Here is a 15,366-nt window from a genome sequence, read left to right on the forward strand (position 1 = left end):
GGCCTCCCGGCTCAGTATTTGATGATCTGGTAGCCCTTGGACACCAACTCGGCGAGCGTGACGATCGAGTTGGGCACGACCTCATCGACCCCCGGCTCCAGCTTCTCCCTCGGGATGTCGAACCGCTTGAGCGCCTCGCCGCAGAGGATGATGCGGGCGCCGGCCTCCTTCGCCTCCTTGATGGCGGCGGCGACCTGCGGCGGCTTGGCGGTGATGTCCTTCGAGAACGCCTGGACGGACCGCCCGTAAACTAGGAGCACGGAGTCGTCGAGGTAGCCCGACTTCATCGCCATCCCGGCGTGGCGGATCGCCATGTTCACCGACTGGAGGTCCTCCAGGCCGGTGGTCAGGACGAAGACCATCTTGCCGTGCCCCCTGGACCCCGGCTCGACTTTTGTCTCGGCCTTCTCCACCTTCGCCTGTTCCTGGGGCGAGGCCCCGCCCAGGGCAACGAGGCCCCCGAGGGCGACCACCAGGCCGGGGACGATTCGTGCGATTCGACGGGTCATGGACATCGGATACTCCTTGGTAAGGTGCTTTCTGGAAAATCAATCCTTCACGGTCGGCAGCCCTGCGGCCTTCCAGGCCGCCATGCCGCCCAGCACGTTGGTCACGTCCTCGTAGCCCTCCCGCTTCAGGAACGAGGAGGCGATCGACGCCCGGTAGCCCGAGCCGCAGACCACCGCCACCGGCCGGTCCTTCGGGACCTCGGCGTATCGCTCCTCAAGCCTCCCGCCGTGGATGTGGTGCGCACCTTCGATGTGCCCGGCGTCCCATTCCGCCTCGGTCCGAACGTCGAGCACGAACGGACGACCACCGTCGTCCTTGAGCCGGTCGGCGAGGTCGTGGACCGAGGTCGTCGCCAGACGGCCCAACTCGAAGCCGCTGGTCTCCCAGTCGCCCAGGCCGCCCTCCAGGTAGCCCTGCACGTCGTCGAAGCCGACCCGCAGCAGGTGCGTGACCACCTCGGGCACGTCGTCGGGGTCGTCGGGCACGATCAGGATCGGCCGGTCGTACGGCAGGACCCAGCCGGCCCAGGTCGGCAGGTTGTGGCCCAGCGGGATGTTGATCGAGCCGGGGATGTGGGCGGCGGCGAACGCCTCCTTGGGGCGCACGTCCAGCACCAGGCAGTGCTCGCAGACCCGCCCGTGGACCTCCTTCGCCGTGAACCGCTTCCGGCCGAGCGGCTCGGGGCCGAGCACCTTCGGCCCCTCGGCGTTGACCTTCTTCATGCGGAGGAAGTACGGCGGGGCGATCGGCATCCCGTCCAACAAGGTCGAGACCCACTCGGGCTCCCCCCTGGGCCGGAGCGCCCCGCTGAACCGCCGCTCGTAGCCGAGGGTCGAGGTGCTGCGGGAGCCGATCGCCTTGCCGCAGAGCGACCCGGCCCCGTGGGCGGGGTAGACCTCGGTGAAGTCCGGCAGCACGGGCAGTCGGTCGAAGACGCTGTGGTAAAGTTGGTGGGCGAGCGTCTTGCGGGCCTCCTCGCCCAGGAGGTCGGGCCTCCCCACGTCGCCGACGAACAGGAAGTCGCCCGTGAAGACCAGCCAGGGCGTGTCCCGGCTCCGGGTGTCGTCATAGAGCGCCCAGGCGACGTGCTCGGGGGTGTGGCCGGGGGTGTGGATCGCCATCAGCCGCACGGTGCCCAGGGCGATCTCGTCGCCGTCGGCCACCGCCCGGTCGGCGTACGGAGGGGTCCACTCCTGACCGCCCATGCCGGAGACGACGACCTGCACCTCGGCCCCGAGCCGGTCCTTCAACTCGGCCGAGCCGCTCACGAAATCGGCGTGGACGTGGGTCTCCAGGACGTGCGTGATCCGCAGCCCTTCCCGCCTGGCGATCTCCAGGTACTCGTCCACGTCCCTGGTCGGGTCGATGACGGCGCACTGCTTCGACTTCTCGTCGCCGACCATGTAGCTGTAGATGGCCAGGCCGGGCACGAACCGCTGGTGGAAGAACATGGGACGCTCCTGCTTCAGGCGAGGCTCTTGAGGAGGATGAAGGCGGCCACGGCGACCATCGCCGAGGCGAAGAGCTTCTGGAGGCCGGGTCCTCCGAGGCGACGGCCCGCCAGGGTCCCGAGTTCCATCCCGGCGACCCCGCCCGCCACGAACAGGCCCGTCAACGCCCACGGCAGCGGGCGTCCGGCGGCGAGTTGGGACGCCACGCCCGAGGCGCTCACCAGGGCGATGACCAGCAGCGAGGTGGCGACGGCCCGGTGGATGCCCATGCCGGTGACGAGCACCAGGGCCGGGACGATCACGAACCCGCCTCCGACGCCGAAGAGGCCCGACAGCACCCCCGCCGCCAACCCGGCGATCACGAGCACGCCGAAGCACCGGGAGGTCAGGTGCAGCCGCCCGTTCGGGTCCCGACGGCAGGACGGCCCCGCCTCGTCGGGCGATGCGGCGGACGAGCCACGCAACGCCCGAGTCTCCTCGGGCCTGCGGGACGCCTGGACCCACATCCTGACGGCGACGAGCGCCATGAGCACGGCGAACAGGAGCAGCAGGACGCCCTCGGGGACCCGACGCCCCAGCCACGAGCCGGCCGGAGCCCCCAGCATCCCGGCGGCGGCGAAGAGCAGCCCGGTGCGGACCTCGACCTCGCCATGGGCCAGCCGCCTCAGCCCCCCGACCAGGGCGGTCGCCCCCACGGCGGCCAGCGAGACGCCGATCGCCTCACGGGTGCGCACCCCCAGGCCGTAGACGAGAAGCGGCACGGCGAAGATCGACCCGCCGCCGCCGGTCAGGCCCAGCGAGAATCCCACGACCGCCCCGAAGACGAGGCCCAGGGCGGCCTGCGGCCCGCCGACGGGCGTCGTCGAGTCTGCGAACAGGCACAGCGGTCCGATCATCGAGCACACGTCGCCTCCTCGGGCTCGGCCCGGTTCCAGGGCATCCGGGCCAGCATCATCCCCATCCCGCAGGTGTCCGTGACCCCGGCGAAGACCAGCCCGGCCCCGACGAACCCCGACAGGCCCAGGAAGGCCGGGTGGACGAACGCCCCCAGCGCCGTGCCGAGCACCACCAGCGAGCCGGCGGCGATCCGCACCTGCCGCTCCAGCGAGACGCCCTTCTTCCCCCGCACCACGGGCAGCCCGGCCCGCTCCCAGGCGAGCGTGCCGCCCTCGACGTTGACGACGTTGGCGAACCCGGCGGCGTGGAACGCCTCGCACGCCTGCCGCCCCCGGCTCCCCGAGCGGCAGATCGTGTAGAGGGGTTCGTCGCTCGTGCCGTTGCGGGCTTCCATCACCGCCCTGGGGTCGAGTCGGTCCAGGGGGACCGACCGTGCGGCCTCGGCGTGGACCTCCCGGTACTCCACGGGGGTCCGCACGTCGATCAGATCGACAGCCCGCCCCCGCCGCCGCAAGTCCTCGACCTCGTGCGGCGTGATCGTCTGGACGCTCATCTCACCCTCCTCCCGGTCTCTCGCCGGACCGCCCACCGGCCTCGACTCAGGGCTTGAAGTAGGCATAGCCGTCTTTCTGCTGCTTGTGGACGACCTCGACGGCCCCCGAGGGGACCGTGACGACGCCCGGCAGCAGGTCCTCCTTCTTGATCGACTTCAGCCGCATCGTGTTCTCGCAGGCCACGAACTTGACGCCTTTCTTGACGAGGGCCTCGACCGCCTCGGCGTGATCGGTCCGGGCCTTCTCCACCAGGCCGATGCCCGCCCCGTGGCAGACGACCTCGACCTGCGTGTCCGGCGCCTCCTTGAGGATGTTCGTCACGTTCTTCAGGCCCGCCCCTTGGACGCCCGAGTCGGGGACGTTGACGTGGACGACCACCTTCAAAGGGTCGCTCGGCCCGTCGTCACGGGCCGTGGGGGACTCCTCATGGAACCAGAGACAGGACGTGGCCAGGATGGCGAGGAGCGTGCGTGTCTTCATTCGGCGAATCCTCCGTAGTGATCGGCCTCACCGACCGGGCCTCATGCGACCCCGACCGCCCCCGGCCCACGGGGGGCGGGCCGCTGCGTGCCCTCGGGCCACGAAGTCGCTCACCTTGGCCGCATGCGCCCGGATCAGCGTCACGACCGACGGATTCGTGCTGGTCTCCGTCACCTCGATGCCGCCGGCGATGTCCTTCATTGCCACCTCGATCTCGTCGGCGTGGGCGAAGACGCCCCGGAACACCGGGTCCCACATCCTCACGGGTCGACCCTGCTCCAGGCGTCGGGCCATCTGGCGGACGTGGGTCCGCAGCGTCTCGACCAGTTCGGGTTTCGTGGTCGTGGTCGTGGTCCGCACGCCGTCAGGGATCTCCTCCACCTTGCGAGCGATGGTGCCATGCCCGCCGAGCAGGTCGAAGATGGCACCGTGCTCGTCGTCCGACATCCCCCGCTCCTTGCCCACCGGACCCGTCCCGCCCGGACGCTGGGGGGCGGACGGCCCGGTCGTGCCCCGCATGCCCAGCCCGGCGTCTCGGCAGCAACAGCCAGGGGGCGGGTCGGCCTGCACCGACGCCGACACGAACATCAAGGCCAAGACTGTGGTCAACGTACGCATCTCCGGTCTCCTTCGGATTCTTAGCCGACGGTCGGACGGGACGCCCCTGCATCCTCATGCGGTGACGCCGCACACGAGCCGTCCATCCAGGTGGGCACGCCCATGCGGGGCAGGACCCAGCGGTTCAGGATGATCCACAGGGCCGGAACCCCGAGCGGCGGGAGTCAGTCGTACATCGCCTTCCCCGTATCCTTGTGGCTTCCCTTCGCCGTTGGCCGTGTTACAATATTCTCGAACACCGTCAAAACTATATTCCTGTCTGGTTAATCAGTCAAGCTATGACCGCCACGATCCCCGACGAGTTCCTGGACCTCATGGCCGAGAAGTTCCGCATGCTGGCGGACCCGACCCGGCTGGCGATCCTCCGCAGCCTGATGGCGGGCGAGCGCAACGTCACCCAGGTGGTCGAGGAGACCGGCCGGAACCAGGCCAACGTCTCCAAGCACCTGAAGATGCTCTCGGAGGCGGGGCTCGTGGCCCGCCGCAAGGATGGCTTGCAGGTCTTCTACAAGCTCGACGACCCGCTCGTGGAGCGGCTCTGCAAGCTCGTCTGTGAGACGATCGTCGAGGAGACGCAGGAACAGATGGCCCGCCAGAAGAAGCTGCTCGACGGCTGGGGCGGCAAGAAGAAGGGGAAGCCCTAGCGGAACCCTCGACGGGCTCGGGATTTGCATGATCAGAACGGCCATCACTTCGTCCTATCGGCACACAGGACAACCGCCCCGTGAGGAGGCCCCGATGATTCCCACGACCGTAACCCGAGTGCCCGAGCACACCGCCGAGCATGTGAACGATGACATCCGCCGACGGACCCAGGAGGACATCGCCCGGATCGCCGCACAAGGCCCCGAGGCGATCGACCGCCGCCTGGCGGAACTCGACCGGGAGTGGGACATCGAGCGGACCCTGGAGGCCAACGCCGCCACCGTGGCCCTGATCGGCCTGGGCCTGGGGACGTTCGTGGATCGGCGGTTCTACCTGCTGCCCGCCGCCGTGGCCGGCTTCCTGCTCCAGCACGCCGTCCAGGGCTGGTGCCCGCCGATGCCGGTGTTCCGCCGCCTGGGCGTCCGCACGGCCACGGAGATCGAGGAGGAGCGGTACGCCCTGAAGGCCCTGCGAGGCGATTTCCGGGGCGTGGGCGACGGAGACGGCCGTGACCCGACGGGCGTGGGCAAAGCGCTCCAGGCGGTCCGGCGCTGAGAGGGGGCGGACGATGGACGGGACATCGAGGCGGGGAATCGGTCCGGGCTTCGGGCGTCGTGACCTGCTGCGAGGGGCCGTGGCCCTGCCGCTGGCCCAGGCCCTCGGCGGCCGGGCGGCGGCATTCGGTGCGGACGACGGCGACCGGCGTCCCACGGGGATGATCGGCCGGCAGCGAGACCCGGAGAACCTGGAGTTCCCCTTCTCGGCCCTCGACCCCCGCCGCCCCCTGACGTCGAACGAGCAGTTCTACGTCCGCACCCACTTCGAGGTCCCGGAGATCGGGGCGAAGACCTGGAACCTCACGGTCGAGGGCGAGGTCGAGCGCCCCTTCGAGCTGACTTTTGACGAGTTGCGACGGATGCCCTCGCAGGCCATGACCGCCCTGCTGGAATGCTCGGGCAACGGCCGGGTCTTCCTCGAACCGCCGCAGGTCGGCATCCGCTGGGAACTGGGGGCGGTGGGCACGGCCGAGTGGAAGGGCGTTCCGCTGGCCGCCGTGCTGGAGCGGGCGGGGCTGAAGCCGAACGCCGTCGAGGTGATCCTCGAAGGGGCGGACAGGGGCGAGTTGAAGGAGCCCAACCCGAAGACGCCGGGAGTCATCCCCTACGCCCGCAGCCTGCCGCTGGCCAAGGCGAAGGCCCCCGAGGTCCTGCTCGCCTACGAGATGAACGGCGTCTCGCTCCCGCCGAGGCACGGCCACCCCGTGCGGGCGGTGGTGGCAGGCTGGTACGGCATGGCCTCGGTGAAGTGGCTGAAGCGGATCGTCGTGACCGACCGCCCCTTCGACGGCTACTTCCAGACGTTCATGTATTCGATCTGGGAGAGGCGGCACGGCCTCCCCACGCTCGTCCCCGTCACCGACATCCAGGTCAAGTCGGAGATCGCCCGCCCCGCCCCCTACGAGGTCGTGCCGAAGGAGACGAAGTACCGCATGGTCGGTGCGGCGTGGGCCGGGGAGGCGGACGTGACGAAGGTCGAGGTCAGCGACGACGGCGGCCGGAGCTGGGCCGAGGCGAAGCTGACCGGCGAGCCGGTGCGTTTCGCCTGGCGGTTCTGGGAACACGAGTGGCAAACCCCCGCTTCGCCGGGCCGCCACGTCGTCATGGCACGGGCGACGGATTCACGGGGCCGTACCCAGCCGATGAAGCGTGACCCCGACCGCCGGGATGCGGTGATCAGCCACGTCTTGCCGACCGAGGTCGAAATTCAGTGAGGCGGCTCAACGCCGGCGATTCGCCTCATGCACGCCACCGAAGCGGCCCCGCAAGTCTCGATCCTCGGCATCTCATCATGAGCCCGTGGCCGACCTCCGCACGATGCGATGTCGCAGCGGTGCTGCTCCGGGCAGGCCGAAGGGGTCGTACTCGACCTCGCCGCCCCGGACCGTCGCCTCGGTGATCCGGGCGGTCGTCCAGGGCCTCGGGTCGAACAGGACCGGCTCCAGCACCCGCTCGACGACCGCCCGCAGGCCCCTGGCCCCGTTGCCCCGTTCGTGGGCCATTTTTGCGATCTCCCGGATCGCCCCGTCGGTCAGCTCCAGGTCGGTATGGCGGTACTTCAGCAGCTTGCGGTACTGGGCCAGCAGGGAGTTCGTCGGCTCCCGGAGAATCCTCGCCAGATCCTCCACGCCGAGGTCGTCGAGCGTAGCGATGATCGGCAGCCGCCCGAGCAGCTCGGGGATCAGCCCGAACCCCTCCACGTCCTCCGGCAGGACGTTATGGAGCGGATTCTCCGCCTCGTCCCCGACGGTCGATCCCGCCTGCTCAAAGCCGAAGGAGGCTCTCCGGCCAATTCTCCGGGCCACGATCTCCTCCAGGCCGACGAACGCCCCGCCGCAGATGAACAGCACGTTGGACGTGTCGAACGGGACGCAGGTCTCGCCGACAACCTTGTAGCCGCCGGAAGGTGGGACGTTCGCCACGGTCCCCTCGATCATCCTGAGCAGGGCATGCTGGACGCCCAGCCGCATGTCCTTCGTGCCGTGAACTCGATCCCCTCCGAGCTTGTCGATCTCGTCAATGAACACGATCCCCTGACGGGCCTCCGCCACGTCCCCTCCGGCCGCCATCAGTAACTTGTGAAGGACCGTCTCCACGTCGTCGCCGACGTACCCCGCCTCGGTCAACGTCGTGGCGTCGGCGACTGCGAACGGCACGTCGAGGCACTCGGCCAGGGCTCGGGCCAGGTGCGTCTTGCCCGAGCCCGACGGGCCGATCAGCAGGACGTTTGACTTCTCGATGACGACCTGCCGTAGGGAAGCGTCCGTGACGGTCGGAGCGGCGGACTCCCAGTCGAGCACGTCGAACAGGCGGACATGGTGGTTGGCGACCGCCACGGCGAGCGTGCATTTGGCCCGGTCCTGGCCGACGACCGAGCGGTCGAGGCGCTGGACGATCATCCGGGGCGTGGGCAGGGCGGCGGCGAGGCTGACGGGCTGCGACATGCGACTCGGGCTCCGGGGAAGGGACGATCGCCGCCCCCCGAAGTGGCGGGCGGTTCCCTTCCCCGATGGTGTCGATCCGGTTCACGGCGAAGCCTCAGCCTCGGATTGGCACACCGCCCGCTCGCCGGGCCGGCTCACCCCCGGCGGTACAACGTCGAGGTCTCTAGGCGTCCGCATAGTACGAATCCACGGCGGGCTGGCCGGTGTAGTTCGGCCCGGCCCGGTCGTCCGCCCCCAGGTAACGATAGGGCAGGTCCACAGCCTTGCGACCACGGCAGCTCACCAGCCGCCGCCTGCGATCGTACTCCAGACCGGCCCGCCGAAGGGCGGCGGCGATTCGTCGCCCCAACGGCGAGGCGTCGGCGATCTTCAGGTTGTGAAGATCCAGGCTCGCCACGAACAGACCGTCCTCGGTCAGCCATGAGGCGGCACGGGCGATCAGGGCCAGCTTGTCGCCGACGTAGTGCAGGCCGTGGACGCAGCTGATCAAGTCGAAGCCTCGGTCGGGTCGCCAGTCGCCCAGTGAAGCCTCGACCAGCCGCAGGCGATCCTGGTCGGGATCGACCCGCCGGAACAGCCCCGCCAGGTCGACGCCGACGATCTCCACGTCCATGCCCTCATCGTGAACGATTCTGGCGGCCTCGATCAGAGCCTTGCCCGAGCCGCAGCAGAGGTCGAGCCAGCCGGCCGGGCGGCTCTCGCCCGACGGCTTCCTCAGCACGTCGAGCGGGTTGAAGCCGAGTTCCCGGTCGTAGCCGTTGGAGCCGAGGAGGCCCCGCTCCCGGTTCATCCGGCAGTTGGCGACGACCGCCGATCGCTCCAGTTCGTCGTCGTCCAGGAGGTCCATCAGTAGTCGTACCGTTTCATCTCACGGTAGACGGTCATGGCGGACACGCCGCACTCCCTGGCGATGGTCGGGGCCTTCTTCCCCTCGGCGATGAGCGCCCGCACCTTCTCCCGGACGGCCGCCGGCAAGTACTGTTTCACCTCCTCGGTGGGGTCGTCGGGGGCGGCGGCGAAGACCGGGGCGAAGTAGGCGTGCATCCTCCGCAGGGCATCGTGCAACCGTCCGAACGGTCGATTCCCGTAGCATTCGAGCAGGTTGTCGCCCTGAAACGGCTGTCCGTGGGCCAGGCAGAGCGAGGCCAGGTCGTCGCTCTCACGATGCCTCAACAGGTCCGGCAGCGTGTCCCGCAGCGTCCCGAAGGGGAGGATCGGGAAGTCGGGGTCTGATTTCCGCACCCGCTTCAGGAGGCGGGTCCAGGCGTTCGCAAAGTGGTACTGGGCGTTGGTCGCATGCTCCCTGTACCAGGGCATGCCCTCCTCGGAGACGAGAAGCAGTTCCGAGCCGATCTTCTTGGACCGCTCCAGCCCCCACCGGAGCATCCTCGCCGTCTCGGGCCATACCAGCCACTCCCCGAAGACCTCGGTCTTGGGCCGCAGGAAGCGGATGAAGCTGTCCTCGTCGGTCGAGGAGAAGTGCAGCCGCTCGGCGTATTCGTGGCGGTGGCCCAGCAGGATGTCGCCCCTGGCCAGCCGTCCCATCTCCGCCGCCCCCATGGCGCAGTTCAGACCCAGGTACAGCAGCAGCCTCTCGGTGGGGGTGGCGTGCTTGTTGATGGTCGCCAGTTGCTCGGCCGAGTATACCCGCTTGGTGATGACCGATAGCTTCCGCTCGGCGTCCGTCTTGCCGATCTTGCGATCGATGTGCCCGACGCCGCTGGGCATCCGCCAGCGGTACTTCCCGGTTCTGTCCAGCCATTTGTAGAATCGGATCAGCTCGCCGACGTGGTGGCGGGCGTTGTCCCGGCTGGTCAGCCCCCGCATCCCCTTCGGGCGGCCTCGCCAGTAGGCGGCCATCGCCGAGCAGGCGTCATGGGTGAGGGCGGAGAGGGGGATGTCGTCGTGGGCCTTCCTGAACCGCTCGACCCGAGCCAGCCGCAGTCGACCGTAAGGCGTCAGGTCGGACGTTCCCGGTCGGACGTTGTGGGCGGCGATGGACGCCTCGTAGTCGTCGAGGGCCTCGTGCAGCGAGCCGGGGATCAGTTCCTCGGGCAATGACTCCTTCGAGCCCAACGCCCCGAGTTCCCTCAGCTCGGCCTCCAGCTCCCGAATCCGGTCCTTGACCACGCCTTGCTGCCCCCGTCGGGCGGACTCGGCGTGCAGAGTCGGGTCGGACGGGATGAGGTCCAGGGACGGGAAGCGGTCCCTGTCCACTTGGAGCATCTGGGCGTAGTCGGTCGCCGGATCTTCGATGCAGAGCTCCGGAGGCGGGGGGAAGTAGGTGATCCGATGCCGCCCCCTGGCGATCTCCTCGGCGTAGGAGAGGGCTAGCGGGGACCAGAGGTCTTCCCGGACGACCCGGCAGTTCTCGTCGTACAGCTCCCGGAGCTTGGCCAGGCGACGTTCCGCCTCCTTGCGGTCGGTCCCCAGATTGAAGCGATGCTGCCGCTTCTTCCCATCCTCACCGTGTTTCCAGCCGAGGTAAGGGCGGTAGCGGCCCTGGGGGTCGGGGCTCAGGTCACGATTTCGGCGTGCCATGGGGTCGATCTCGGTGCCATGAACCAGGCGGTCACGGCCCCCATCTTACCAGCTTATCTGACACGGCCAAGCTCTTATCTGACACGCTATCTGACACGAAGCTCAAGTCGCAAGTCCTTGCGGAGCAGGCGAATCGACGTAAGTCAAAAAGAAAAGGCCCCTTGCGATTTCTCGCAAGGGGCCTTTCAGTGGAGGCGGCGGGAATTGCACCCGATGCAAGGATTCCGCAACCCATTCAATGGCTTGTCTTTACGGAAACCAAGGGTGCTGGTGGTCGGAAATGGGTCGGGAGGACGCGGCACGCTCGCCGGAATGGCGGGAAGTCCTGGAGAAATGGCCCCTTCTGCCGCCGCATATCGTGCAGGCAATTCTTGCCCTGGTACGTTCAGCAACACCGTAGTGGAGGCAATGTGCCTCCACCCTGTGTCGTGAGAATTGCAGGACAGGCTGATAACCTTGGTGATCTAGGTAGTTTCCTTTGACTTGAAGCTTGAGAAAAAATAGAGAACATAGAAAAGCTACCAAAGCGACCGAAGAGGCATCAGCCGTCTTCGGGTGATGCCTATGAGCGTCGCAACCGAACGGCGGAGCCGGTCGGATCGCAGGTGGAAAAACCCAGGCACGGATGCCGGCCGATTCCGTTCCGGCAGGTGGCAGGGAACGCTACGCGATAAACCGCATTACAAGCTCGTACAGAGCCAAAAGCACCTCGCGGCTGGGGTAGTAGCGGACACGCCGAAAAACCCCTTCTCAATGCCCTATAAGCCCGAATACGGGGCACTCTATCGGTGTCCCTCCCCTGTCTCTCCGTTCACGGTCAAGTGACCGGGCTGACATGGGCCGGTGGGGAAGCAGGTCCGTTAACCCTGCACTGAACGCCAGGCGGGATGACGGTTCACCCTTCCGCCGGGTCGCCACCATCTGCGGTGCGATCGCGCCGTTCCAGGTTTCTTGGCTTGAGCTGCGGCAAAACGTGTCCATGCTGCGGGTGTGCATGCACGGCCTGCACCGCTTCCGAGATCTGCCTGAGCAGTTCCAGCGTCTGTGCCAGGTTCGGGTCTGCGGGGGGAAGCGGAATCCGGTTACGCATGGGTAGCCTCCTGGATCGAGCGTGGCCGGCGAAGCCTATAAGGATTCTCGCGTCATGTGCCAGGGGGTGCCAGCCACGCTCGGTTACGGCTGGCTTCCTGCGAGCGCGTGCAGGCGTAAGGACGGGGTTGCCCCTCGCCGCTCCGGTTATCCACAACGGTCATCCGTTAAGTAAGTTATAAGTATGATAATACAGTTAAAACGTTAAGGGCCGTGCAAGCAATTGAACAAAATCAGGAATACGGCACTTCTTGCGCCTAATAGGCCGAGTCTTTGCGCCTAATCGACCGTGCCTGCATGCGCCTAATCGACCGTGTGTTTTACGCTTAATCGACCGACACTATCCACAGCCGGCCTGGTTTCTCCGCCACTCTGAATCGGACTACCAGGGTGCGCCTAATAGGCCGTGCCTGCTGAATCCACGGCTCTGCGTGCCCTTTGGGCGTCGGATACGGTGTTTTCATGGGGAAAACTCCACCCAAACGCTGTTAGCCCATATACTTGAAGCGTGTATGGAGGCGAAAATCCGCCAAAACTGCGCCTAATCGACCGTGCCGGGCCACTACCCCGGAGTGGGCTGAACGTAAGTACGGAGAACCGTTTACGGCTCGATGTTACTGAATCGCTTGGATTTTCTGCTGCTCGCACCCGCCAGGCGTCGCCGGGCATAGCGTGGCGACTCGAAGTTCGGATCTTCGACCGCCAATTGGCTGCGGCGGACGAAATTGACCACCTCCTCCCCCTCGTCGTTCTTGTGGATCGCCATGCTGTATTCCGGCAAGGCATTGCCTTCGACGGCCTTCCGTACATCGATGGCGAAATCCGAGAAGCGGGCGGTGGAGCCTGATTTCTCGAAGAGCTGCCGCATGGTGAAGCTCCATCCCAGCTCCTGCTGGCCAGCGTGCTTCCGCGCCACGCGATAAAGCCAGCGTTCAATGCCTCCGGTGAGCAAGAAATAATCTTCGTGGATGGTCAGCACCCCTCCCCGCATCAGCACGCCGTCATAGAGCCAATCGGGCAGCGTCATCGTCATGCCTGTGGTTTCGCCAGTCGCCTCATCGATGACTTCCGTCCAGCTCTCCAGCCAGTGGAAGGAGGCGATTTTTTTCTTGCCGTGGCCACGGATATTCGTGCGAACGGCGGTGTGGGTCAGCCGGTCCAGCGCCGCGCGCAGTCGCCGGTAATGCTCGCCCCCGGTTTCCCGGCGGATCGCTTTCAGGAGGTTGTAGGGATGGAAATGGATGGTGCGCGACGGTTTCAGCTCGCGGTCCAGGGCTTCCGTCACCTGGGTAGAAGCCCAAATCAGGATGTCCGCATCCCAGATGGTGGCCATGCCGAATTTCGGGTTGGCGCTCACCTCCACCCACACATCGCCCACCTGATATTCGATCGGGGCATGGCGTGGCTTCTTCGCCAGGCTGAAGAACGGCCGCTCCATCGTGTCACGCTGATCGCGGATCGGGATATCGGCAAAGCTGGCCGCAAACAGGTCCGGCTGGCTATCGCTCGGCGGCGGCGGGCGCTTAGCCATGGTACGCGTATGCCCTTACACCTTCATACGGCCGCAAGGCTAACCTCGTTTGCTGGTATGCCCTGCTCATCGGGTACGGGCGCACGCTCATCCCTCTTTGCCCTTGAGTTCGTCCACGCCGGGCAAACCGCGTTTGCGGAAGACCAGATCGAGCCCTTCGATCAGGTAATCGTGCATCTTTTTCCGCTCCTCAAACCCTAAGCGGCGCAGCTGCTCGTAGATCGGGAGGGAGAGATACGCCGTCTGCTGCTTCACGCCGGCACGGTTCCCGGTCGGCTGCGGCTCGGCCCTAACCGGCGCGGCAACCGCAACCGGCGCCATCGCCGGTTGTTCCTGCTCTAGGTTGCGCGTCAGGATGGAATCAAGCGATGTGCGTTTTTTCACTGTCATAGGCAATCTTCTCCATTTTCTTTTCGATCCAGTTCCACAGCTGCCGGATTTCAGTGGCCGCCTTCCCTTCCGGCTCATATTCCATCACCCCCAAGCCTGCTCCAAGCGCATCCTGGTAAGCGGCGCGCGTGACGATGCGCACCGGGCTAACGATGCCGAGCATGCTCAACCCCGCCTCCGCTTCCCGCAACCGCTCGCCGCGCGGCGGCGTCTGCGTCAGCACAAACACCGCCGATTTGGATAGGCGGTTGATGGTGGCGACCGTCGGCGGCACGGCTCTCAAATCCACCGGCGTGGGGCGGCACGGGATGATGCAGAAATCGGCGCAGCGGATCGCGGCGGTGGTAGACGGCTCATCGCGGCCGGGCGTATCGATGATCACCAGATCAAATCCGGCGGAGTTGGCCTTGGCGATGGCATCCGGCAGCGACCAGGAATCGATTTTCACCAGCTTGGGCGAATCGGCTTCACGGTCCTGATACCAGCCTTCCGATGAGGCTTGCGGGTCCAAGTCCAGGATCAGCACCCGATGCTTCTTCAACTCGGCGGCGATTGCGCAGTTGATGGCGAGGGTGGTTTTCCCCGCTCCTCCCTTCTGTGTGACGAAGGTAATGATCCGCATCGGAAACTCGTTGGCTGTTATACAAGGCTCCCCGTGCAATCGCGTACAGGTGGGATGGGATACGCGGCACACAGGGTCAGGGTGTGACCCTGCAATAGCATACGCGTACACCAATGTAAATGGTTACGGCGCATGCCTTACTATGGGATGCAATGAAACGGGCGCACGGTTTCACACGGATGGCCGTATACGGGTACACGAGGCTACGGCATCATCGTAACGTGGCAGACGCGGACACATCTTTCCCCGTACGGCGTTACACGAGGATACGCGTATGCCACGGTGATCAGAGGAGCAGTCGGTCGAACATTGAGTGGGGAGAGGGGAGGCGGGCCTATGACGCCGCGAAGAGGGGAACGCCTACCGCTTGGGCGGCAAGTTTGAGCTTGCCGTCGATCGTGGCCAGCGGCAGGCCGCGCCGGATGGCCAGCTCCAGGTAGGCGGCATCATACGCCGTCAGCTGGTGGCCGCGCGCCAGGTTCAGCGTATCCGCCCAGGCGTGGGCGTTCGTTTCGCTGTCGATGATGATCGGCAAAGAAGCCAGGATGCCCGTCCATTTGATCGTTTCGGCTTCGGTGGAGCGTTTCCGCCGTTCGCCCATCAGCAGGGCGTTGGCAACCTCCAGCGGCCAGAGGGCAGGGACAACCGCCTTTTCAGTCGCCAGCCGGTCCAGCACGGCATCGGCGTAATCGTCCGTTTCGTCCTCGAAGCTCCACGCCATGGCGATGGAGTTGTCCAGTACGAAGTGTTCGCTTGGCTTAACGGCGCGTCCTTTCGCCCTGGCCATCAGAAACGCCGTCCTTCCTCGATTAAATCCCGGATGGTGACGCCATCGCCAAGCTTCCGCCCTTTGCGGAATTCCTTGATTTCGGCGATCACTGAACGCACATCAGGCGCTTCCTCCGCCGGCTCCGGCACCAGCCGGGCAACCGGGCGGCCATTCCGGGTGATCTGGATTTCCTCGCCGCGGGCTACGCGGTCGAGCAACTGAGGCAGATGCGTCTTCGCCTCGTAGGCCCCGACCGATTCCATAATTC

18 protein-coding genes are annotated in these 15,366 nt (G+C 66.5%); 3 read left to right on the forward strand and 15 right to left on the reverse strand.

The window, feature by feature from the left end; translation table 11 throughout:
- Positions 1-11: 11 nt before the first annotated feature.
- Genes VT85_RS22170 through VT85_RS22195 form a run of 6 tightly spaced genes read right to left on the reverse strand, consistent with a single transcriptional unit; the run spans position 12 to position 4,510 of the window.
- Positions 12-509 carry a DsrE family protein gene (locus VT85_RS22170; protein ID WP_197490933.1) on the reverse strand — a complete coding sequence of 166 codons (498 nt, stop codon included), beginning with the start codon at positions 507-509 and terminating at the stop codon, positions 12-14.
- A 39-nt stretch (positions 510-548) separates the two neighbouring features.
- Complete coding sequence (locus VT85_RS22175; RefSeq protein ID WP_068420112.1) at positions 549-1,961, reverse strand: MBL fold metallo-hydrolase; 1,413 nt, start codon at positions 1,959-1,961, stop codon at positions 549-551.
- A gap of 14 nt (positions 1,962-1,975) precedes the next feature.
- Entirely contained in the window at positions 1,976-2,857 is an 882-nt protein-coding gene (locus tag VT85_RS22180; protein ID WP_082858796.1) for a sulfite exporter TauE/SafE family protein, read from the reverse strand.
- Positions 2,854-3,411, reverse strand: a complete 558-nt coding sequence (locus VT85_RS22185) for a rhodanese-like domain-containing protein (RefSeq protein WP_068420114.1) — start codon at positions 3,409-3,411, stop codon at positions 2,854-2,856. Before VT85_RS22185 ends, VT85_RS22180 begins: the two co-directional genes overlap by 4 nt.
- A gap of 46 nt (positions 3,412-3,457) precedes the next feature.
- Complete coding sequence (locus tag VT85_RS22190) at positions 3,458-3,892, reverse strand: DsrE family protein (protein ID WP_068420116.1); 435 nt, start codon at positions 3,890-3,892, stop codon at positions 3,458-3,460.
- Positions 3,893-3,919: 27 nt separating this feature from the next.
- Positions 3,920-4,510: a hypothetical protein gene (locus VT85_RS22195; protein ID WP_068420118.1), complete on the reverse strand. Its 591-nt coding sequence runs from the start codon at positions 4,508-4,510 to the stop codon at positions 3,920-3,922.
- A 278-nt stretch (positions 4,511-4,788) separates the two neighbouring features.
- On the opposite strand from VT85_RS22195, the gene VT85_RS22200 reads away from it, so the two are divergent.
- The 3 genes from VT85_RS22200 to VT85_RS22210 all read left to right on the forward strand — a co-directional run bounded on the left by VT85_RS22200 (position 4,789) and on the right by VT85_RS22210 (position 6,926).
- A complete protein-coding gene (locus VT85_RS22200) occupies positions 4,789-5,154 on the forward strand; it encodes an ArsR/SmtB family transcription factor (protein WP_082858797.1) in 366 nt (121 codons plus the stop codon).
- 94 nt (positions 5,155-5,248) lie between these two features.
- Entirely contained in the window at positions 5,249-5,710 is a 462-nt protein-coding gene (locus VT85_RS22205) for a DUF2892 domain-containing protein (protein WP_068420120.1), read from the forward strand.
- A gap of 13 nt (positions 5,711-5,723) precedes the next feature.
- The gene (locus VT85_RS22210) at positions 5,724-6,926 is read left to right on the forward strand and encodes a sulfite oxidase (protein ID WP_197490934.1); all 1,203 of its coding nucleotides are present in this window, start codon (positions 5,724-5,726) and stop codon (positions 6,924-6,926) included.
- A gap of 75 nt (positions 6,927-7,001) precedes the next feature.
- Here the strand turns inward: VT85_RS22210 and clpX are convergent, their stop codons facing one another.
- The 9 genes from clpX to VT85_RS22250 form a co-directional block, all read right to left on the reverse strand.
- Positions 7,002-8,156 (reverse strand): ATP-dependent Clp protease ATP-binding subunit ClpX, encoded by a 1,155-nt coding sequence (gene clpX, locus VT85_RS22215; RefSeq protein WP_068420122.1) that lies wholly within the window; start codon positions 8,154-8,156, stop codon positions 7,002-7,004.
- Between the two features lie 163 nt (positions 8,157-8,319).
- Positions 8,320-9,003, reverse strand: coding sequence for a class I SAM-dependent methyltransferase (locus VT85_RS22220; protein WP_156513024.1), 684 nt, complete (start codon positions 9,001-9,003; stop codon positions 8,320-8,322).
- Positions 9,003-10,697, reverse strand: a complete 1,695-nt coding sequence (locus VT85_RS22225; protein ID WP_068420124.1) for a helix-turn-helix domain-containing protein — start codon at positions 10,695-10,697, stop codon at positions 9,003-9,005. Before VT85_RS22225 ends, VT85_RS22220 begins: the two co-directional genes overlap by 1 nt.
- Positions 10,698-11,592: 895 nt before the next feature.
- Positions 11,593-11,787, reverse strand: a complete 195-nt coding sequence (locus VT85_RS27915; RefSeq protein WP_156513025.1) for a hypothetical protein — start codon at positions 11,785-11,787, stop codon at positions 11,593-11,595.
- A 600-nt stretch (positions 11,788-12,387) separates the two neighbouring features.
- Positions 12,388-13,317 carry a replication initiator protein A gene (locus VT85_RS22230; protein WP_068420126.1) on the reverse strand — a complete coding sequence of 310 codons (930 nt, stop codon included), beginning with the start codon at positions 13,315-13,317 and terminating at the stop codon, positions 12,388-12,390.
- A gap of 87 nt (positions 13,318-13,404) precedes the next feature.
- Positions 13,405-13,707 (reverse strand): hypothetical protein, encoded by a 303-nt coding sequence (locus tag VT85_RS22235; RefSeq protein ID WP_156513026.1) that lies wholly within the window; start codon positions 13,705-13,707, stop codon positions 13,405-13,407.
- Entirely contained in the window at positions 13,679-14,329 is a 651-nt protein-coding gene (locus VT85_RS22240; RefSeq protein WP_068420130.1) for a ParA family protein, read from the reverse strand. The genes VT85_RS22235 and VT85_RS22240 overlap by 29 nt, the downstream gene beginning before the upstream one ends.
- A gap of 334 nt (positions 14,330-14,663) precedes the next feature.
- Complete coding sequence (locus VT85_RS22245; protein ID WP_068420131.1) at positions 14,664-15,116, reverse strand: type II toxin-antitoxin system VapC family toxin; 453 nt, start codon at positions 15,114-15,116, stop codon at positions 14,664-14,666.
- Positions 15,116-15,361, reverse strand: coding sequence for a type II toxin-antitoxin system Phd/YefM family antitoxin (locus VT85_RS22250; RefSeq protein WP_068420133.1), 246 nt, complete (start codon positions 15,359-15,361; stop codon positions 15,116-15,118). Before VT85_RS22250 ends, VT85_RS22245 begins: the two co-directional genes overlap by 1 nt.
- Positions 15,362-15,366 lie beyond the last annotated feature (5 nt).

The organism is Planctomyces sp. SH-PL62 (genome assembly GCF_001610895.1).
Classification (GTDB): Bacteria; Planctomycetota; Planctomycetia; order Isosphaerales; family Isosphaeraceae; genus Paludisphaera.